The 21,212-nt window shown below is 40.3% G+C and carries 20 protein-coding genes; 12 read left to right on the plus strand and 8 right to left on the minus strand.

The annotated features are described in order from the left end of the window. The first annotated feature begins 3 nt into the window (after positions 1-3). The 4 genes from WC819_00220 to WC819_00235 are packed head-to-tail and all read left to right on the plus strand — an operon-like array spanning position 4 to position 5,270. Positions 4-2,022, plus strand: a complete 2,019-nt coding sequence (locus WC819_00220; protein MFA5985755.1) for a DUF5672 family protein — start codon at positions 4-6, stop codon at positions 2,020-2,022. Continuing rightward, complete coding sequence (locus WC819_00225; GenBank protein MFA5985756.1) at positions 2,009-3,697, plus strand: hypothetical protein; 1,689 nt, start codon at positions 2,009-2,011, stop codon at positions 3,695-3,697. Before WC819_00220 ends, WC819_00225 begins: the two co-directional genes overlap by 14 nt. Positions 3,698-3,702: 5 nt before the next feature. After that, positions 3,703-4,434: a glycosyltransferase family 2 protein gene (locus tag WC819_00230; GenBank protein ID MFA5985757.1), complete on the plus strand. Its 732-nt coding sequence runs from the start codon at positions 3,703-3,705 to the stop codon at positions 4,432-4,434. Beyond that, entirely contained in the window at positions 4,422-5,270 is an 849-nt protein-coding gene (locus WC819_00235; protein MFA5985758.1) for a glycosyltransferase family A protein, read from the plus strand. The genes WC819_00230 and WC819_00235 overlap by 13 nt, the downstream gene beginning before the upstream one ends. Here the strand turns inward: WC819_00235 and WC819_00240 are convergent. From WC819_00240 to WC819_00275, 8 genes are all read right to left on the minus strand, one after another. Then, complete coding sequence (locus WC819_00240; protein ID MFA5985759.1) at positions 5,260-6,201, minus strand: GDP-L-fucose synthase; 942 nt, start codon at positions 6,199-6,201, stop codon at positions 5,260-5,262. The two genes, WC819_00235 and WC819_00240, sit on opposite strands and share 11 nt — an antisense overlap. Positions 6,202-6,211: 10 nt before the next feature. Further along, positions 6,212-7,249, minus strand: coding sequence for a GDP-mannose 4,6-dehydratase (gene gmd / locus WC819_00245; GenBank protein MFA5985760.1), 1,038 nt, complete (start codon positions 7,247-7,249; stop codon positions 6,212-6,214). 140 nt (positions 7,250-7,389) lie between these two features. Then, positions 7,390-7,914 (minus strand): hypothetical protein, encoded by a 525-nt coding sequence (locus WC819_00250; protein MFA5985761.1) that lies wholly within the window; start codon positions 7,912-7,914, stop codon positions 7,390-7,392. 102 nt (positions 7,915-8,016) lie between these two features. Beyond that, positions 8,017-9,942: a SpoIID/LytB domain-containing protein gene (locus tag WC819_00255; GenBank protein MFA5985762.1), complete on the minus strand. Its 1,926-nt coding sequence runs from the start codon at positions 9,940-9,942 to the stop codon at positions 8,017-8,019. A gap of 138 nt (positions 9,943-10,080) precedes the next feature. Then, a complete protein-coding gene (gene galE, locus WC819_00260; GenBank protein MFA5985763.1) occupies positions 10,081-11,094 on the minus strand; it encodes a UDP-glucose 4-epimerase GalE in 1,014 nt (337 codons plus the stop codon). A 195-nt stretch (positions 11,095-11,289) separates the two neighbouring features. Continuing rightward, positions 11,290-11,532 (minus strand): four helix bundle protein, encoded by a 243-nt coding sequence (locus WC819_00265; protein MFA5985764.1) that lies wholly within the window; start codon positions 11,530-11,532, stop codon positions 11,290-11,292. 17 nt (positions 11,533-11,549) lie between these two features. Beyond that, positions 11,550-12,254 (minus strand): ChbG/HpnK family deacetylase, encoded by a 705-nt coding sequence (locus tag WC819_00270; protein MFA5985765.1) that lies wholly within the window; start codon positions 12,252-12,254, stop codon positions 11,550-11,552. Further along, entirely contained in the window at positions 12,251-13,000 is a 750-nt protein-coding gene (locus tag WC819_00275; protein MFA5985766.1) for a glycosyltransferase, read from the minus strand. The genes WC819_00270 and WC819_00275 overlap by 4 nt, the downstream gene beginning before the upstream one ends. A gap of 166 nt (positions 13,001-13,166) precedes the next feature. On the opposite strand from WC819_00275, the gene WC819_00280 reads away from it, so the two are divergent. From WC819_00280 to WC819_00315, 8 genes are all read left to right on the plus strand, one after another. Next, positions 13,167-14,735: a glycosyltransferase family 39 protein gene (locus WC819_00280; protein MFA5985767.1), complete on the plus strand. Its 1,569-nt coding sequence runs from the start codon at positions 13,167-13,169 to the stop codon at positions 14,733-14,735. A gap of 87 nt (positions 14,736-14,822) precedes the next feature. Beyond that, positions 14,823-15,773, plus strand: a complete 951-nt coding sequence (locus tag WC819_00285; GenBank protein ID MFA5985768.1) for a glycosyltransferase family 2 protein — start codon at positions 14,823-14,825, stop codon at positions 15,771-15,773. 117 nt (positions 15,774-15,890) lie between these two features. Further along, positions 15,891-17,204, plus strand: coding sequence for a UDP-glucose/GDP-mannose dehydrogenase family protein (locus WC819_00290; protein ID MFA5985769.1), 1,314 nt, complete (start codon positions 15,891-15,893; stop codon positions 17,202-17,204). 75 nt (positions 17,205-17,279) lie between these two features. Further along, the gene (locus WC819_00295) at positions 17,280-18,437 is read left to right on the plus strand and encodes a glycosyltransferase family 4 protein (protein MFA5985770.1); all 1,158 of its coding nucleotides are present in this window, start codon (positions 17,280-17,282) and stop codon (positions 18,435-18,437) included. Next, positions 18,434-19,384: a lysylphosphatidylglycerol synthase transmembrane domain-containing protein gene (locus WC819_00300; protein MFA5985771.1), complete on the plus strand. Its 951-nt coding sequence runs from the start codon at positions 18,434-18,436 to the stop codon at positions 19,382-19,384. The genes WC819_00295 and WC819_00300 overlap by 4 nt, the downstream gene beginning before the upstream one ends. Positions 19,385-19,474: 90 nt before the next feature. Further along, on the plus strand, positions 19,475-19,909 hold the full coding sequence (locus WC819_00305) for a hypothetical protein (protein MFA5985772.1): 435 nt from the start codon (positions 19,475-19,477) through the stop codon (positions 19,907-19,909). A gap of 100 nt (positions 19,910-20,009) precedes the next feature. Continuing rightward, a complete protein-coding gene (locus WC819_00310) occupies positions 20,010-20,291 on the plus strand; it encodes a hypothetical protein (GenBank protein MFA5985773.1) in 282 nt (93 codons plus the stop codon). A 29-nt stretch (positions 20,292-20,320) separates the two neighbouring features. Continuing rightward, positions 20,321-21,187 (plus strand): hypothetical protein, encoded by an 867-nt coding sequence (locus WC819_00315; GenBank protein ID MFA5985774.1) that lies wholly within the window; start codon positions 20,321-20,323, stop codon positions 21,185-21,187. Positions 21,188-21,212 lie beyond the last annotated feature (25 nt).

Consider the following 21,212-nt stretch of genomic DNA (forward strand, 5'->3'; position numbering starts at 1 on the left):
ACAATGAGTGAGTTCGAAAGGATCTCACTGGTTCAATGTTGCAAGATCTTGCATGAGCACGATTTTTCTCTTGTTTGTCCACATGATCTAAGTATTGGGGCATACACAAGCATACTGGATTCTTACAGTATTGTTTATAAGATTGGAAGATTTTCCAATGAATATTTTGAAAGTGTGGGGAAATACAATCGCTTGATGATGGATAGTGATTTTTATAAAAAGTATACAGACTACGATTTTATGCTTGTGTATCAGCTAGACGCGTATGTTTTTAGAGATGAACTCGCATATTGGTGTAAAAAGAATTTTGATTATATTGGTGCGCCGTGGTTTGAAGGATTCAGCCTGAGCAATGACAAGTCCAGATTATTGGATGTGGCAGGAAATGGTGGTTTTTCTTTGAGGAAAGTTAGAAGTTTTATCAATATTCTCAATCATGAGAATGATGTGGAGATGATCATAAAACAATATATGGATGGCAGCCAAAATGAAGATGTATTTTTTAGCAGATATGCAAGGGAGATTGATAAAAAGTTTAAAGTTGCTCCTCCGCATGACGCGATGTTTTTTTCGTTTGAATGTCAGCCACGCAGATTATATAAAATGATGAAAAATAAATTGCCATTTGGGTGTCATGGGTGGGAAAGATATGATTTTGATTTTTGGGAAAAATATATTGATTTGATGGGTGTAGACTTTAAAAGGGAAAATAAATTGAATTTGAAAAAATTATCAAAAATGCGCAGTGCCTTGGATTGTAAAGTTGGTGAATATGAAAGCGTGTATCATAGGATGATTACTGCTGAGAAAGAACTGCGTAGTATAAAAGAGGAGGGCGTCCCTTTAAAAGACGATCTAAAGAAGATAAAAAATGACTTCAACCAGAAGTTCGCGATGGAGGCACAGAAAGTCAATAAAGTTCTTTTTCCAAATGGAACCTTGAGAAAAAAAGTTGTAATTTTTTTTATATATAGAATGAAAGGATTTTTGTGGTCAATATTAAAATTCAAGACCTCTATGCCTTTGAAATCAGATAATGATATACATAGCAATACATTTTTACATGAGAATCCATTGGTAACGGTAGTTACAATCACTTTCAATCTCATGCAAGCCGGCCGAGAGAAATATTTTCGTCAATGTGTCAAATCAGTTCATGATCAGACATATAAAAACATTGAACATATCATTATCGATGGTGCATCAAAAGATGGAACAGTTGAATTGATTAGAGAATTTGCTGATAAGGGGTGGGTTAAATATGTATCAGAGCCTGATAATGGAATATATGATGCGATGAATAAGGGCATTTTGCTTGCCAAAGGTAAATATGTGGTATTCTTAAATTCTGATGATTATTGGCATGGGATAGACGGGGTTATGGAGTCGGTAAAGATATTGGAGGAGAATGGAGCGGATTTTTCTTATGCTCCGGCCAGAATAGAAAAAGAAAACGGGCGTCCGTATAAGGGTAATCATCCATATCGCATGCCTAAAATTTCACACGTTTTTTTCTCAATGCCGTTTTGTCATCAAACCATGTTCACCAAGAAGGATATTTTATTGAAAGAAGCGCTATTCGATACGCGCTTCAGAAGTGCAGGTGATTATGACTTGATTCTAAGAATTTGCCTCAAAGGGTATAAAAGTATTTTGGTGGATAATGAGTTTACAACATTTCGATTGGGTGGATTTTCAGGAACTAATGCACAGGAAGGATTGAATGAAGTTTCTAATTCTTACTTTAATCATTTAAACAGACTAGTGAAAATATCAGAAGAAGATTGTGAAAAAATATTTGGAAATTATTTTAGCGGGATACCAAAAGAGTTGGCTCAAGAGTTAAAAAAATATGAACCCTATTTTGACTTCAGAGAATATGAAAATAGTTTTAAGATGAGAAATAGGATAAAGCGGATGATAAAAATCTTATCAAACAAAATGTGCTTTACTATTTTTTCTCCCAGAAAATTTGTAAAGAAATATGTAATAAAGTTAAGAAAACGAAATGAAAAAAACTAATATGGTTGCGAACATTATTTATAAAAGAGTTCTCATTTGGTTGGTAGTAGCAATTCTTTTTTCTGTTATACAAATACAACACTCTCTCAATCGAGGGCAACTAAGTTTACCGCCCAGTTATGATGATGTTTCTTATTTTAACGATGCCCTTGGTCGACTAAATATATTTTATGAGAAAGATTTTGGAGGTTTATTACTTGACTATGTGAAAAATCCACCCCATTCTCCTATAAGCACATTGTTAGCATTTGTTGGTTTTTTGATATTTGGAATACAGGATTGGGCGCCTGCCCTTATGAATTTTGTTGTTATTTTTGCAGTTTTGCTTTTTGTGGATTATTTGGGTACAGGATTGAATTATGGATGGAAAATTTTCGTTTCTTTATCAGGTCTTATATGGCTTCTCATGGGGCATGCGGTCATAGAATTCAGGCCAGATATATTTTGTGGAATAATAACAGCAATGGGTGTTATCTTGATCGCGGAAAAACCGTGGGTAAATATTTCTAATGTACGTCAAAAAATTATTGGTGCTCTGGTGGGACTTGCTCTTCTTATCAAACCCGTTATTTTTCCCGTTACACTTTTATTGATTTTTGTAGCTATATGTTTGCGAATATTGACTGATAGATTTATTTTAAAAATACCAAGAGATCTAAAAAAACTATTATTAGATAGTAAAGTATTTGTGTTGTATGTCATATTTGTTTCAGCCCCCTATTTTATTTTTGGGTGGAAAGATACGATTGAATACATATATCAAAATCAATTTGTCGACCTGGAAAAGGTGTGGGGAATGCATGCCCTTCCATTTATAGAGCGGATTAACTATTATGTGATGGGTGAGGGTGGTTCGATGATGATGAAAAACGATCTATACGTGTGGGTATGGCTCATTGTAGTTGCCTTCGTCATCATAGCTTACAAAAAAATGTGGAAAGAGATGGTTCATTTGCCTGCTTTGGTGGGCACGATAACTGTTGCATATGCAATAGTAACTATTTCCAGTCATAAGAGTCCTTTTCTGGGAGTTGTTTTTCCTTGTTTTATTTTTTTTACAGGGATGCAAATGTTGATTTTTTCCATAAGAAACGTCGCTATTTTTAATGGTTTTTATAAAAAATGCTTGATAGTTTCCATCATATTTTCTCTCTTGATCTCTTTGCGCTTTTTTGAGTGGCCGGCGTCCAATGATCTCGTTTCGCCAAATCCCAGATCAATTGCAGAAAGGAATTATTACAATGGACTATTAGGTAGGATTTATGATGACATTACGGCTGATGTTCGTTTGCGTATACAAAATGATGATGAATCATCAAAAAAGAAAAAAAATAATAGTAAGAAGAAAATATATTTAAGCTCAATGGCTCATTGGGTACATGAGGGTAGTCTTAAATATTATCAATTCAAGTTGCGTGAAAAAAAATTCGTTATAGATACGGGAACATTATCAGATGATCTGGATAAACAAATAAAAGATATAAACACTTCTGACTATATATTGGCCTTTGGTGTGCCTAGCTTGGACACGCCAAGTTGGCTTCCGAGTGCTAGAATAGAGGATCAAGTCTTGCGGTTTTTAAATGGTTCTCCAAAATTTGTGTTGGTCAATACATATACAAATCCCTATACAGGAGCAAAAATTTTCCTGTATGCTAATATTAATAATAATTAATAAAAATGCAACTTTCTATCATCATCTGCACCTACAATGTCGGACAGCGTTTAAAAAAAACGTTGGATTCGATATTGGCGCAAGGGGAGGATTGTTATGAGGTGATAATCGTTGATGGAGTATCAACAGATGGAACGATAAATGTCATTGAGAGCTATCAGGATAAGTTTGGAAAAAAATTGCTCTGGAGCAGTGAAAAAGACAGTGGAATTTACAATGCTATAAACAAGGGTGTAAAATTAGCTAACGGAGAATATCTCAACATTATTGGCGCAGGGGATTGGATGGAAAAAGATGTGTTGAATAAAGTGTATAAACGCATTTTGCAAAACAATAACCCAGATGTTGTTTACGGAAAGACGAGAGTGTGGAACGCTGAAATGACGACTAGTTATGTAAAACAGACGTTGCCGGAGACCTTGTCAAAAGAACCGATGCAACATCCAGCCATGTTTTACAAAAGAGAATTGCATGAAAGATTTGGTTTGTATGATGAAAGATATAGGATCGCATCTGACTATGCTTTTTGCTTGAAATCTCTCTCTGTTGGAAAAGTTGCTGTAAAAATAGTACCGGAAATTTTTTGTAATTTTGTTACGGATGGCATCAGTTCAAAAAGCAGGTGGCTCTCTTTGAAAGAAGTAACAAAGATCAAACAGGAATGTGGGATAGGGACAAATTTTTTGAAAGAAGTATTTTTATCGACAAGATTAGGGAAACGATTATGCCACAAATAAGTGTTGTGATCCCATGTTATAATCATGGGAAATATTTAGAAGAAGCTGTAATTTCTGTTAAAAAACAGACTTTTAGCGATTATGAGATCATCGTGGTCAATGATGGATCGACAGATGAGGAGACGATAATGGCGTTGGATCAGTTAAAAGAAAAATATACAGACGTGTTGTTTATCGATCAAGAGAATGGTCATCTCGCCAATGCGAGAAACACGGGCATACGGGTTTCTCAGGGAGAATTCTTTCTTCCTTTGGATGCTGATGACAAAATTGATTCTCAGATGTTGGAAAGATGTCTCAGAGAAATACAGAAAGATAATAGATTGGGTTTTGTATATACATATACGCAATTTTTTGGTGATTTTACGGCAATTTTACCAAGGCCACAATATGACTTTTATGAACTGCTGAGGAAGAACTATATTGTGGCGAGTGCTTTGATTCGAAAGAGCGCTTGGCGAGAGATCGGCGGTTATGACGAAAATATGAAAAGTGGCTATGAGGATTGGGAATTCTATATTCGCCTGGCAAAAAATGGATGGTATGGAAAGCTAATCAGAAAGCCACTGTTTTATTATCGTAAACATGGCAAATCCATGATCAGTGATGCAACGATAAAAAATGATATGAATGCAGAATATATCCGGACAAAACATGCTGATATCTACGCTCCGGAAAAACTGCATGCTATAAAAATCGAATGGAAAAAGAAAAACCGTGATCGTTACTGGCATGCCAGTTTTTATACGGAATCATTTTTGATGACCATTTTTATCTTCAAAAGATATGGCTTTGACGGATTGATGTCCAGAATAAAAAAATATCTTACTTTTTGATAGCGTTTTCTTGTTCCAAAAACCATTCATACGTTTTCCGAATGCCGTCTTTTAAGTCCGTCTCGTGTTTCCATCCGAGAGAATGAAGTCTGTCGACATTGAGAAGTTTTCGGGGGGTGCCATCCGGCTTGGATGTGTCGTGGATGATATTGCCGGTATAACCAATGATCTCTTTGATCGTAAGAGCGAGTTCTTTGATCGTGACATCTTCTCCGGTACCGATGTTGATGATCGCACTGTCAGAATACGTGTTCATTAGAAAAACGCAGGCATCAGCCAGATCATCGACAAATAAAAATTCACGCATGGGAAATCCTGTGCCCCACATAATGACTTCCGGATCATTTTTTATTTTTGCATCATGAAATTTGCGCAAGAGAGCGGGGAGGACGTGGGAGTTTTCTAGATTGAAGTTGTCATTGATGCCATAGAGATTTGTCGGCATGACGGAGATAAAATTTGTTTCGTATTGCGCGTTATATGATTGGCACATTTTGATACCTGCGATCTTTGCGACTGCATATGCCTCATTGGTTTTTTCCAATGATCCGGTTAGGAGATATTCTTCTTTGATCGGCTGGGGGCAATTACGCGGATAAATACAAGAGCTCCCGAGGAAGAGGAGTTTTTTTGTTTTGTGCAAATATGCGTTATGAATGATATTATTCTGTATCTGGAGATTTTGATAGATAAAATCGGCAGGGTAGGTTTCATTGGCATGGATGCCACCAACCTTTGCAGCGGCTAAGAACACATAGTCTGGTTTTTCATTTTCAAAAAAATCAAACACATCTCGTTCATTGAGGAGGTTAAGTTCTTGTCGCGTTTTTGCGATCAAATTTGCGTAGCCTTTTTTTGTGAGGTTTCTAACAAGGGCAGATCCAACAAGTCCATTATGCCCAGCGATATAAATTTTTGCATTTCTTTCCATGAGTTTGCTTTTATTTTGTAGCTGTTTCCTTTTTGAGATCAAACTCCATCATGACCTTTACCAATTCTTTGAATTTGGTTTTGGGTTTCCATTTAAGAAGTCCTGCTGCCTTGGATGGATCACCAAGAAGTAGATCGACTTCGGACGGTCGATAGTAGCGCGGATCTATGCGAATGATCACCTTTTTGGTTTTTTTATTGATGCCAACTTCTTTTGCACCTTTGCCTTTCCACCGGAAGTCTATACCGGCAATTGCACATGCCAATTCCACAAATTCACGTACGGAATGTGTTTCACCGGTTGCCAGTACGAAGTCCTCGGCTTTTTTTTGCTGGAGCATGCGCCACATACCCTCTACATAGTCTTTGGCATAACCCCAATCGCGTTTTGCATCGAGATTGCCGAGGTAGAGGCAATCATCTTTACCGGTCAAGATCCTCGCAAGCCCACGTGTGATCTTTCGTGTGACGAATGTTTCACCACGTCGCGGGGATTCATGATTGAAGAGGATGCCATTGCATGCAAAAATATTATAACTTTCGCGATAGTTGACCGTGATCCAATAAGAATACAATTTCGCACAGCCATAGGGAGACCTGGGATGAAAAGGCGTCGTTTCTTTTTGGGGTGTTTCTCGTACAAGTCCGAAAAGCTCACTGGTAGATGCCTGATAAAATTTTGTTTTAAATCCGGAGTCTTTGATCGCATCAAGTATGCGGAGAGTGCCAAGGCCGGTTACATCAGCGGTATATTCAGGGTTATCAAAACTGACCTTTACATGGCTTTGGGCTGCGAGATTATAGATCTCATCCGGTTTGATCTTCTCTATAAGGCGAGAGATGCTGGAGCTATCAGAGAGATCGCCATAATGGAGAAACAACTTCACATTATTGATATGAGGATCTTTGTAAAGGTGATCAATACGTCCCGTATTAAAGGAACTTGATCGGCGGATGATCCCATGTACTTCATAGCCCTTTTCCAGAAGCAATTCTGCCAAATACGAACCATCCTGACCGGTAATGCCAGTGATCAATGCTTTTTTCACTTTTTTAATTTAGGCTAGTTAATAAAAATGCTCTTAGTATTATAGCGTATGCTATATAAATAACAAGAAAACGAAAGAGCTGTAGTTAAGGAGGTGTTCAAAATTTGCAGTATTTTCCATTTACAAAAAATGATGATGTGTTACATTCCTTCCAAAATATCTTCCTGAATGCGACTTTTGCATGTTTTTTTGACGTTGGTGTCGGAAATACTATCGCAAATTGAGATGTCTTTTTTACTGATGGCTTGATCCTTTAGACAGTAATCCTTTGTCAGATCTTTGAGAGAATTGCAGTCGGAGCTGTCGGAAATTGTGTCATCGGATAGGCCACAAACGTTCTGGCAATATTTCAATTCTTTCTCATCATACTGATATGGTTCACATTCTCGCTCACAATCAAGCGGTGTGACGTGAATGTATATATTAGCATTTTCTTCTGTGGCGGAGTTTGTAATCTCTTCTGAATTTTCCTCATCGGATGGATTTCCGACGATGTTTTCCTGCTGGGTGTTGGTATCTTCTTCTATGGTGGATTTTTGAGCATCTTGTGCTGAGGGATCTCCATTTTTTATGAGATCACTTTCACGTTTTGTGAAAATGGTATAGGAAAAGTAGCCAACAATAATAAAGAGAATAATGAATGCTATTAGGAGATATTTTTTCATAAAACAAATTAACGAGTTAAATAGTTAACGGATTAACGAACTGATGACGGAATTTTTACAATAATTCTTTAACGCGTGAACTCGCTAATTCGTTAATTGTGTTTAATATAGTGGGTTTAATGAAATTCCCGTGTAATAATATTTCATGATCTTGTCGTATTTCCAGTCTTTGTCACGAGCGAGAACGAGCGATCCATTGGCGATGAGTCCAACCATGTGATTGCCTTCAGATTCGAGTGTTTTTGTGGATTTGTTGGGGTGTTTGCCATAAGGGTCATCCACGGATTTGCACCATGGGTAATCGGATGATCTCCAGCGTTCTTTGTAGCTACGTGTATGACCATCGCTCCATGAGCTATATGGTGTGAGAGCGATCTCATTTTTGTATTTTGCGATGACTCCACGTGTAGCTTCAGCTGCTTTTTTGATGTTGGGATATTTCTTTTCCCATTCATATCCTCGATAGATCTGCGAGCCGGAATCGCTACGGATCTTGAATCCAAGTGGTGCATATTTGGTCGCGTATTCGATATACCATCGGCCATATGTGCGGAAGATCGTGGTCATGACTTTGGTGTGATCCATATCACCTGTGCCAGTCGTTTCACCCATGCCCCATGTGTATTGCTCAAGTGGGAGAGTATTGATCACCCAGATCTGCGTGACAGTGCTCGAGGTGCCGGCGATGATGTTTTTGCCTTTGTAATAGCGTACGGTGATCTTGCCACGATATTCATCATAGGATGAATCCGGTCGGTGTACATTGAAAATAAGAGAAGCGTTGTCGTTATCAGCTGCATCAAATGTAACTGCAGTCTTTATTTTTTTGGAGGAGATAGAGCCATATACTTTGAGATAACCATCGCTGTCATAGGTAACTTTGGTGTGTGTGTTGCCACCAATCTGCGCTAACACATTGCCATCCTTGTCTTTGATGTTATAGGGTTTATTCGTTTCAATCTCAAATGGATCGTTTTGAATTCCAGATTTGTCATAATACCAGAGACCGACAGCGATATTTGGTCCCATACCGGAAGAGAGGAGATTATTTTTTTCTATCTCGTTAATAGTATAAATTTGATCGGTTCCATTATAAAAGTAGTAGACTGGCAAAGTATTTTCCGCTTGAGAAGGATATGCATAAAATGCGATGCCTTCATACACGTTTGTATTTGATTTTGTTAGTTCATTCTTCTTCTCCTCGTCAGCTGTATAAAAATGATCTCTTGTCTTTTTGTCATAAAAGCGGTAAATGGGAATCAGGTCGTCTGCTTGTGCAGGGTAGGTATAAAACGCGACTCCCTCGTATTTGTAAGTTGTTTTTGGCGTGGCGATGATGGTATTTTTTTCTTTTTCACTTGCAGTGTAGAGGTGGTCGCCGGTAATTCTGTCATAAAATCTATAGACAGGGCTGGAATTTTTTTTAGAGAGGTTGTTTAATTTTGCGGCCTCGAGCTCATCGGCCGTATAAAGGTGATCTCCGTTAGTCTTATTATAGAAACGATAAATATCCGATGTATCTGTTTTTTTTGTAGTGTATGCATAGAATGCGATTTTTTCGTAAGAATAGACTGATGCGAGATTTTTTTGCACGTTGGCCTTTTCTTTTTCATTTGCTGTGTAAAAGTGATCGCCATTTATTTTGTTATAAAATTGATAAACGGGTTGTGAATCGTTAAGTGTTTTTGTATACGCGTAAAATGCTATACCATCATAGGTATACGGGGAATTGGTTTGGTTTATCAAACTGTCTTTTTGTTTTTCATCGGCTGTATAAAAATGATCGCCGGTGGTTATGTTGTGAATACGATAAATAGGAACAGTATCCTCTTGTTGTGTTGTAAATGCATAAAACCCTGTTCCTTCCGGTTGATAGTCCGTTGCGGTGTAGCGATCTTTATACGCGTAGAATGATGTTTTTTCAAGGTTATAACCGGCGTGAGCTGTGGTTACATTTCCCAAAAAACAGACAGTGATGCCCAAGAGAACAAGAAAAAACGATAATATGTGATGATATTTTATTTGCATATATATTTTTATTTACGTGCCACCATTATATCACGGGATATATGGGAAATCAATGAAAAATATTCACGAGTTAAAGGGTTAACGAATTTTAGAGAATTAAAGTGTTCACGGAGTGCAGTTCGTTAACTCGTTAATTCCTTAACTCTTTAATTGTTTCTGCCACTCCCAGGCGTCTCGCATAGCGTCGGCAACGGTTTTTTGTGCCACCCAACCAATTTTAGAATTGATCTTTGTGACATCTGCCCAGCATGCGGAAATATCACCTTTGCGGCGCGGTCCGATCGTGTAGTTGATTTTGAGATCATTTATATCTTCAAATGTTTTAATCAGTTCCATGACGCTGGTACCTGTGCCTGTACCGACATTGAATATGTCAAAGTATGGGGTGGTTTGTGTCATGAGATAGGCGAGTGTGGCAACGTGCGCTTCTGCCAAGTCGGTGACATGGATGAAGTCACGGATGCATGTGCCGTCCGGTGTATCATAATCATCGCCAAAAACCGTGAGAGATTCGCGGATGCCGGCAGCTGTCTGTGTGATATAGGGAACAAGGTTGTTTGGGATGCCACTGGGCAATTCACCAATCAGATGGGAGGAGTGTGCACCGATGGGGTTGAAATAACGCAAGGGTATAGCTGAGATCTGCGCACCACTCCTGACGAGATCCTGCAAAATGTCTTCGGCGATGAGCTTGGTATTGCCATACGGGCAGGTTGCTTTTTTCCGCGGAGAATTTTCTGTAAGTGGGCAGTTATCTGGTTCGCCATAGACTGTTGCAGATGAGGAAAAGACGATGTTTTTTACGTTGTGTTTTTGCATGACCGTGAGCACAGTGAGAAGGGAATTGATGTTATTGTGATAATACATGAGCGGTTTGGCGATCGATTCGCCGACTGCTTTGTGTGCGGCAAAATGGATCACACCGCCGATGCCACGTTCTTTGAGGAAGACGGAATTGACGAATTGCGGGTTGTTGCAATTCCCTTCATAGAGACGGATCTTTTTTTCTGTGATTTGTTCAATGCGATCGATGATCCATTTCTCTGCGTTGGAGAAATTATCAATTATGACGGGCGTGTAACCGGCATCGATCAGTGCGACAGTTGTGTGTGATCCGATAAATCCGGCACCGCCGGTGATGAGAATTTTCATGAGAACAATTAAAGAATTAACGAGTTAATGAGTTAACGGATTAACGAATTATTTTTTGAGAAATTCTTTATTTTCTTTTTTCTTTTGTAAATACACTATGAATCCACCAACTTGTTTTGCGAGATTTTCTAATTTCGCATTCAAAATATCAAATTGTTCTTGCGTAATATATTTTATGATTAGCGCAATATATAATTAATCTCTTACTTCTCCTAGAGATCCCTTTGATATTTTTAGAAATCTGACAAATTCATTATTATTGTTTTTTTCAAAACCTTCAACAATATTTGAACTAATTGATACAATCGCTCGCCTGATCTGATCTTGTAACCCACGATCTTTTACAAAAAATCCTCTTGCCGTAGTTTCATAGATTTCTTTTGTGAGCGTCAAACTTTCTTTCCAAATATTTAATTCTTCGAATTTATTGATTTTCATACAAAATTTTTAACTCATTAATTCTTTAACTCGTTAATTTTTGTGATTATCCCATATTCCTCAGCTCTTTCCGGGTGGCAGAGGAGTTCGGTTTTGGTTGTGCGGAGAATTGTCGGGAGATCTTTTGGGGTGATCCAATCCAAGCTGGTCATATATCGCGTGGTGGAGAGTGTGGGAAAAGAGCGTAATATTCTTTTGTTGCATATATGCAAGATGGACAAGATCATGCTGATCAGTGATGTGCGTGGCGCGGGTCCGTGTGTGCCGCATCGAACAAAAGGGATGTGGTGTTTTTGCGCCAACATACATGATATACGGAAATATGGTGGGAAGAGGTGCGTGTGTTCATGGGAACTGATCCCGTTCGGTATTGTGCCGAATTTTTCGTGAAACAGTGTAATTTGTGACTCCCATTCTTTTGCGATCTTTTGCGGGGAGATGTGTCCGCACAAAAGATGAAAAAGGAAACGGTATCCGCGACGCATGGTTTTATCGTGGAGCTTCAACGTGTAATGTAGTGAGGGGATGTCGAGGTGAATGTCGATTTTAATATTGGCGTTTTTGAGAAGGACGATTTCTTCTGGAGAAATTGTACCTCGGATCATTACGCCAACACGGTCAACTTTGTGTTGTGCAACAAGGGTGAGAATTGCACTGTTGGCAGCGGGACTTGCACCGAGATCATCCGCTGTGATCAGTGATGCCTTTGTGAGAGGTGTCATTTTTTTGAAAGATTATAGAGGCCTTTGATATGATTCCACCGGATGGCAAAAAGTGCCCAAAACATATTGATTGGATCAAAAAAAAGATTGATGTGGCTTTTGCGCGGGTTACAGAGTGTAATGGGAAGTTCTTTGATATGTAGATTGAGTTTGCGCGCCAAAAAGATCACTTCAGAATCAAATGCAAACCGTTTAACGGTGGTTTGTGTAAAAATGCGCATCGCTGCATTGCGACGAAAAACTTTGAAACCGCACTGTGAATCACGTACCTGCCAATCATGAAGGATGATCGCACGTAAAAATCGGAAAACAAACTCCATGATCCTGCGATGAAGTAATATGGGTTCCAAAACATTCAAGCCGGGCACAAAACGCGAAGCGATGGCAATATCAATATCATTTGCATGTATCACATTGATGAACTTCTGCGTTTCTTCAATTGGGATGGCAAGATCGGCATCGAGAAACATGACGAATGTACTGTCGGGACTACTTGCGAGGATGCCTTTTTTTACTGCATCACCTTTGCCTGTATTGATAGGGTTATTGATGATCGTCAGCGGAAAGTCTCTGGTGCAACGTTCCAGCTCTGCAGATGTCTCATCCTTTGAGCCGTCATTGACGGCAATTATTTCAAATTGTGCAAAATGAGATAAGAGATAAGCATGAATTTTTGTGAGATTGCTGTAAATGCTTCGTCCTTCATTGTAGCAGGGAATGACAACGGAGATCTTTTCATTTTCCATAGAAAAATTAACTTCTTACTAACGATTTATTATAACATAAAATTCTATTTATGTTGAAATATGCAATTGATGAAGTATTTATATATACGCATGAAAACGAGTATTTTTTCATTAGGAGAATTGTGCTAGAATAACAGCAATGATTAAAATATCAAATGTGTTTTTTATGGTTCAAAAAAACAATCGAACAGTCTTCATGGCGGTTATCGTGATCTTTTGTGTAGCTTTTTTTCTTCGTTTTTATCATATTGATGTGACACCGCCGGGAATCTACCCTGATGAAGCAGTTAACGGGCAGGATGCGCTCAAGGTGTTGGACGGCGCGCCGTGGCAATGGTTTTATACGGACAATCAGGGGCGAGAAGGGTTATTTATGAATCTTGTGGCAATGAGTTTTGCACTTTTTGGTGTAAGTGTAATGTCACTCAAATTGCCAGCGATCATCTGTGGATCCTTGACCGTTGTGGGTACATTCTTTCTTTCACGGGAGATCTTTCGCAGTGATCGCATTGCACTCGTCGCAATGGCGTTCAATGCAGTTGCTTTTACAGCAGTCAATTTTAGCCGTATCTCATTTCGCGCTAATATGTTGCCACTCGTTTTGGTATGGTCATTTTATTTTCTTTATAAGGGTTTACATTCCCGAAAATATCTCGATTTTGTGATTGCTGGCGCAATCTTTGGAGTGGGAATGCACACATACATCGCATTTCGGATCGCACCGCTTATCCTTATTTTTTTGTTGCCATTTCTCATACTTGCACGTGAGAGTTTTTTGCGAGAGTATTGGCGCTTACTTGGCACATTTATGATGAGCTTTTTGATCGTTACTGCCCCGATGTTCTATACGTTTTGGGCGCATCCGGAATATTTCGATTCACGGGCGGAACACGTTTTTGTGTTTTCATCCGCGGTCAATCAAGGACATCCGATAAAAATATTTATGAGGAGTTTTTTGCTCAGCGTTGCCAAATACACTTTTGTCAGTGATTTGAATTGGCGGAATAATTATCCGCCGTATCCGCTTCTCGATCCAGCAACGGGTGCGTTTTTTCTCGGAGGATTCTTCTATGTGGTTTACAAAAGTGGTCGATCGATTTATCGCCGTGTGAAATATTTTGTGCGAAGTGATGATATGGTCATCTATCCATTTCTTGTATTTTGGTTCTTTGCGATGCTTGCGCCGGAATTTCTTACGTATGAGAGTAATCCACATGCATTGCGATCGATCGGTGCGCTTCCTATGGTGTATATTACTGCAGCATTGTGTACCAGTGTATTGTATGAGCATATGTTGCGTGCATATTCCGGGAAAAAGTTTACCATAAGGAAAGCGTTGTTATATGGTGCAATTGTCTTTGCACTGCTCTTCAATCCGATCAAATATTTCGGATTTTGGGCGTATCATCCGCTTACGGCGATTTATTTTGAAAAGGACATCACGCAATTGGCTCACGATATTCAAAAGGTTCCCACGGATCGTGACGTGGTGGTGATTTTGGGGAATATGCAACGCGTACCTGTGCGCATGTTCAACTGGGGTAGGCCGAATTACACGGACTTTAATCCGTTTGAGCTGGATAAGATCGTCTTATCTGATCCGCACAATACAACATTTTTCTTTTCTGATTTTCACAAGGAGGAGATCCTTGCAAAACTTATGGCGCAGTACCCGTATATGCAATTGCATGAGGTGGTAAATGATATAGGACAGAAGTATTATGTCTTGCAATGATTCTAAGGCGTGATATGCTGGAAGTAGTTAAAGAGTTAACGAATTAGTGAATTAACGAATTTCAGTATTGAGCTGAAAAATATCGATATGGATAACAACAATAGTGTAAAAGTAGATGTTTCTGTGGTGGTGCCACTGTATAATGAAGAGGGTAATGTGCGTGAATTACATAAGAAGATCGTGGATGCATGTAATGCGCTGGGAAAGACGTGTGAGGTCATTTTTGTAGATGATGGATCAAGTGATGGGACGGTTGCGCAGTGCGCAGATCTGTCGCCATTGACATTGATTCGGTTGCGAAAGAATTTTGGTCAGACGGCGGCATTTGATGCAGGATTCAAGCAGGCACAGGGTAGGGTGATCGTAACTATGGATGGTGACCTGCAAAATGATCCGACAGATATTGTAACGATCCTCGCAAAGATGGATGAGGGGTATGATGTTGTCTCAGGATGGCGGTTTGAACGCAAGGATCCACTTAGTAAAAAGATCTTTTCTCGTGGTGCCGACAAACTGCGCAAGATCCTTCTCAAGGATTCAATCCATGATTCCGGTTGCAGTCTCAAAGCATATAATGCCGAGGCACTCAAAAGTGTGGATCTTTTTGGGGAGATGCATCGATTTATTCCAGCACTTTTGGAGTTGGATGGGTACACGGTTGGCGAGGTAAAAGTCAGTCATCATCCGCGCATACACGGAGTGACAAAATATAATTGGAAACGTTCAGTCAAGGGATTGGTGGATATGATCTCGATCTGGTTTTGGCGAAAGTATGCATCGCGACCTCTGCATTTTTTTGGTGGAAGCGGGATCATTTTGATCGGACTTGGCTTTGTAATTCTTATGTGGATGGCTATGGAAAAGATTTTTCTTGATGCGTCGATTTCTGACCGCATTTGGCCACTCATGGGTGTATTTTCCATCATACTTGGTGTGCAATTCTTTGCATTTGGTCTTTTGGCGGATATTGTGATCAAAACGTACTATAAAGCGCGTGGACGCATGAATTACACGGTGCGAAATACGACAACAAAATAGCATTTTGCGCGTTTTTGTGATTTGTTCTATACTGAGCGGAGTTCTTTAAATGACTAAAGATCATGTATATTTTTGTTCTTCATGCGATATATCCATACAAGATAAAGGAGAGAAAAAATGAAGATCGTGATGATAGGAGCGGGATATGTTGGATTGGTGACGGGCGCATGTTTCGCAGAATTTGGCCATGACGTAAAATGTGTGGACACTGATGAGGACAAGATCGCACAGATCTTGCGCGGTGAAATGCCGATCTTTGAGCCGGGATTGGAAGATCTGGTAAAAAAGAATATTGCGCAAAAACGCCTGGGATTTGTTACTGATATGGCGCTTGTCGTGCCGGAAGCTGATGCGGTTTTTATCGCCGTTGGGACGCCGAGTAGTCGTCGTGGCGATGGTCATGCGGATCTGAGTTATGTTTATGATGCGGCGCGCAATATTGCAAAATATCTGCAGGGCTATACGGTTGTTGTTAACAAAAGTACGGTGCCGGTTGGCACAGCGGTGCAAGTAAAGCGGATCATTGGTGAGGTTGCGCCACAAGTACGCTGTGATGTTGCATCAAATCCGGAATTTCTGCGCGAAGGGGCGGCAATCAAGGATTTCATGCATCCTGACAGAATTGTGATCGGTGTGGATTCCGATCAAGCAGAACAATATCTGCGTATGGTCTATAAACCGATCAATTTGACAGAAACCCCTTTATCGGTAGTGGACATTGCCACTGCAGAAATGATCAAGTATTCTGCCAACGCTTTTTTAGCCGTCAAGGTCAGTTTTATCAATGAGATCGCGCGACTGTGTGATGAAGTTGGTGCTGATGTGGTGAAGGTTGCAAAAGGCATCGGCATGGATAGACGGATCGGTAAAAAATTTCTCCATCCCGGACCCGGATATGGTGGATCGTGTTTCCCCAAAGATGCAAAGGCACTTTGTGCTATTGCGCAGGAACATGGTGTGCCCTTGCGGATCGTTGGAGCGGCAATCGAGGCAAATAACTCTCAGAAAGCGCTCATGGTCAAAAAGATCCGTGATGCGCTTGGCGGAAGTGAAGCAGGTAAAAGGATTGCGATCCTTGGATTGGCATTTAAACCGGATACAGATGACATGCGGGACGCACCGGTATTGACGATCATTCCCGCGCTTGTGGAGAAGGGAGCGATCATTTATGCGCATGATCCGCAGGCGATGATAGAGGCAAAAAAGTATCTGCCTTGGGAGGTTGAGTATTATCCGGATCCCTATGAAACATGCAGGGGTGCACATGCTGTTGTGATTATGACCGAGTGGAATGAGTTTCGGGCGTTGGATCTGGAACGTTTACGTTTGTCTATGGAACCGGATCCGGTTTTTATTGACTTGCGTAATGTCTATGTGCCAAACGATGTGCGGATGTATGATTTCCGTTATGTCGGTGTTGGGCGCAATTAAGTGTTTATCCTCTACAATTACCGAGAACTGCAATGGCAGTTTTCGGTAATTTTTTTTTCATGTATAATGTATAATATGAAAAAAGTATTGTTTTTCAATTACGAATACCCGCCTCTTGGCGGTGGTGCGGCCAATGCGACCAAATATATCTTGCGGGAATATGCGCGTAGCAATGATGTGTCGGTTGACCTCATCACATCGTCGATTGGTCGGAAATATCACAGTGAACATATCGGCGGGCAGATCACGATCCATTTTTTGCCGATTGGCAAAAAAGAGGGACAATTGAATTATCAGACCAAATGGCAATTGATCACATATACATGGAGAGCATATTTTTTTGCGCGCAAACTGATGCACAAAAATGTGTATGATCTGACGCATAGTTTTTTCGGTGTGCCATGCGGTGTGATTTCTCTTCTCATTAAAAAGCAATACAAAATTCCTTACGTTGTATCTTTGCGTGGTGCGGATGTGCCGGGGTATAGTGAGCGATTTATGAACTTGTATAGTATTTTGACTCCGGTCATTCATTACGTGTGGCGAGAGGCAAAATATGTAGTGACAAATAGTAGGGGACTTACGGAATTGGCGCGAAAAAGTGCACCAGAGCAAAAATTTCTTCAGATCGCCAATGGTGTTGATACGCATTTCTATACGCCGGGCTTGCGCACTCTCGCTGATCGCAAAAAGGAATTCCGCATCCTTTTAGCGTCGCGGCTCTCTCGGAGAAAGGGGTTTAACTATGCGATTGACGCGTTTGTGGAACTTTTTGATCTGTATCCGCATATCCGCATGCGCATTGCTGGCGGCGAGGGAAATGCCATGGAAGAATTAAAGGCGCAGGTAAAAAAATATCGCTTGGACGGGCGCGTGGTATTTACCGGATTATATACAAAAGATCAATCGCCACAAATTTACTGTGATGCGGATGTATTTGTCATGCCATCGCTTAACGAAGGGATGAGCAATAATTTGCTGGAAGCTCTTGCTGCGGGATTACCTGTTCTGATGACGCCGACAGGCGGGGCGGAGGAGCTGGTACGCGACGGAGAGAACGGCTATCTCATCAAAATGCATGATGTGGCATCAATTGTTGAGAAATTGAAGATCCTTATCGAAAATCCGGAGGTGTGTGACGGATTTGGTCATGCGAGCCGCACAATTGCCGAACAAATGAGTTGGGAACACGTTGCAGAACAATATAAACATCTGTATCACACAATGTCATGAAAAAACGCATCAAAAAATACATAAAGATCATGGGAAAGATTTTTATAACCGGTGTCCTGGTTTATTTCTTGGTGAGAAATGTCGATTGGGCGGAAGTTTGGGGATATTTTCTTTCAATGGATCCGTGGCTTGTTATAGTATCCATAGTCTTTTATATTGGCGGACTTATGATCAGCGCGCAAAAATGGCGCGTTTTGGCCAGACATCTTTCTTTTGAGAAGGACTTTCTTTTTTATATGCAGACATATATATTTGGGACATTTTTGAATAATTTTTTCCCGTCATTCGTAGGGGGTGATACCTATCGAACATTTGCGCTTGGCAAAAAAGAAAAAAGGCTGAAAGCCGCTTCTGCGACCGTTGTTGTTGATCGCATCTCAGGATTATTTGGCACGATCATTCTGGCTGTTTTATGCAGTGCTTTCAGTATGCGAGAGATCATGTATGGTGTCGTCGTTTTTTGGATAGTGTGCGGTTTCAGTGCCTTCTTGGCAGTTAGCGGTTTTTTGATCATTTTTTATCATGCAAAATATGTGCAAGCTGTCATGCGTTGTATGCCACGCTATGTGATCGCGTATGTAAATATTTTGTTACGCTTTCGCAGGCGTCATATTGGAGCGATGTCACTCTTATATGTTTTTGCCTTTGCCTTTGTGGGTGTTGCATGTGCAAATTACACGCTTTTTCTCGCAATGGGCGTACAGTTGTCTTTTGTTAATTTTATAAGCGTTGTTTTTCTTACAAATATTATTGCTGCTGCGCCAATAAGTATCGGCAATATTGGTACGAAGGAGTGGGCATATGTTTTTTTGTTTGGATTGTTTGGTGTTTCCAGCAGTGCGGCAGTCGCTGTTGTGCTTTTGTCTCGTGTGATACAGATGATGATTAGCTTTGCCGGGATTCCATTTTTTTTGCAAGAGAGGAAAAAGATGCAGGAGGGGATTTGACAATTTACGAGAGAAAGCGTACGTTATCGTGTAGCTGTAAGTTCATTTATTATTGTATAACAAAAATCGTAGGTCGGAGATGCTCGTGCGTTGATTCTACAAAAACACACACGGAGGATACTATGGGGAAAAAATAGGCGTTTTTGTGTAGGAGATGTAATTGCAAATGGTGCAGATCCGCGACAGAAGAATTTCTGTTGCGGGAGCATTCGGTCTTTTGCGGATGAGGGCTATTGGGTTACAACGCCAGGCGGTGTTGGAGCTGGTACTGTCAGAGTGACAGACAAGGATGCGATCGATCTTACTGTGATTCTTTTGGAAAATTGTGACGTTGAGATTATCGCAGACATTCGCTATCTCAACAGAGATCATAAATTGTTTTTTGGCGGTGTTGTTGACCAAAAATTTTCCTCTCCTGGTAGAGTTTGTATTGCAAATGCTTATGGGAGTGCATACATTGATCGTGCGCATGCCATTGGAGGACAGGAAGCAATGCATATGATCTTTGGACGATGTCCGCGTTGATTTTTTGTAAATATCAAACCAGTCATAGAAATTGTATGACTGGTTTTTTTGTGATATAATCGTTGTGTAATAAAAAATAATCATTAAACAAAAAAACAATATGAAAAGCGGACACTATATGGCGATCTTTATTGTGATCGTTGTGATCGTTGCCGGCGCGATCATTTTTAATGCGCGAACGATCAATGATATTCCTAATGATGTGGCAACGATAAAGTCGCAACCAGAACAAAATGGGAAAGATGTTGTGGCAGAGCAAAAACCGATCAATGTCATGAAGGATGCTGATATAGAATTTGATGCAGAAGATACAGCTACTGATGAGAGTGTGGATTTCAGCGATGTGGAGAATGTGATGCCAGAAGAAAATGTTGCATTTTAATAGATCATTCAATTATTAAAAAATATTATATGAAAAAAACAATTATCATATCGGGCATTGCATTTTCGGCAATTATTGCAACGCAATCCGTGTATGCTGTTGCCGGCAATGCTGATGATCGTGCCGCTATGCGTGCAGACAAGCAAACAGAAATCGCCGATAAGAAGGCAGACAAGCAAACAGAAATCGCAGACAAGAAAGCGGAAAAGATCTGCAATAGGATCACCGCGCGCGTTGAGAATATGCGAGAAAAAACGGTAAATCGAGAGCAATTGGGATTGGAAAAAGTCACTGAGAAATTGGCACAGGTCAAAGAGCGACGTACCGTACGGCATGAAGAATTGGTACAACGTCGTGCGATGCGCGATGCACAACGCCAAAAATTCTATGACGCACTCATGACACAGGCGACAACTGCAGAGCAAAAAGAAGCGGTGAAGCATTTTGAAACAACGATAGAAGATGCAGTGACAGTGCGTCGTGCCGCAATCGATTTGGCGACCAAAAATATGCAAGATGCTGTGGATGCACTTGTTGTAGAGAAGCAAAATACAATTGAAAAATTGTTTGCAGATTACAAGACATCGGAGGAGGCGGCATTTGCAAAAGCGGAAAGCGCATGCAGCGATACATCGACAGAAACGGATCTCAAATCAATTGCAAAGACATTGAATGCGGAGTTAAAAGACGCACGAGAAACCTTTAAAGCCGGAGTTCGTGAAACACGCACGATGGGTACAGAAATTCAAAAACTTGCAGAGACCAAGAGAGTGGCTGTGCAAACAGCAGTCAACGCATTCAAAGAAGTCGTGCAACAAGCACGCATTGAATTGCAAAAAGTATTTGGCGGAACGATCAATGTGGATACTGATACCGATATGGAAGCAGGTGAATAGATCATTGTGAACAATGCCCAAACCC

Source organism: Parcubacteria group bacterium (assembly GCA_041660065.1).
Classification (GTDB): Bacteria; Patescibacteriota; Minisyncoccia; order Moranbacterales.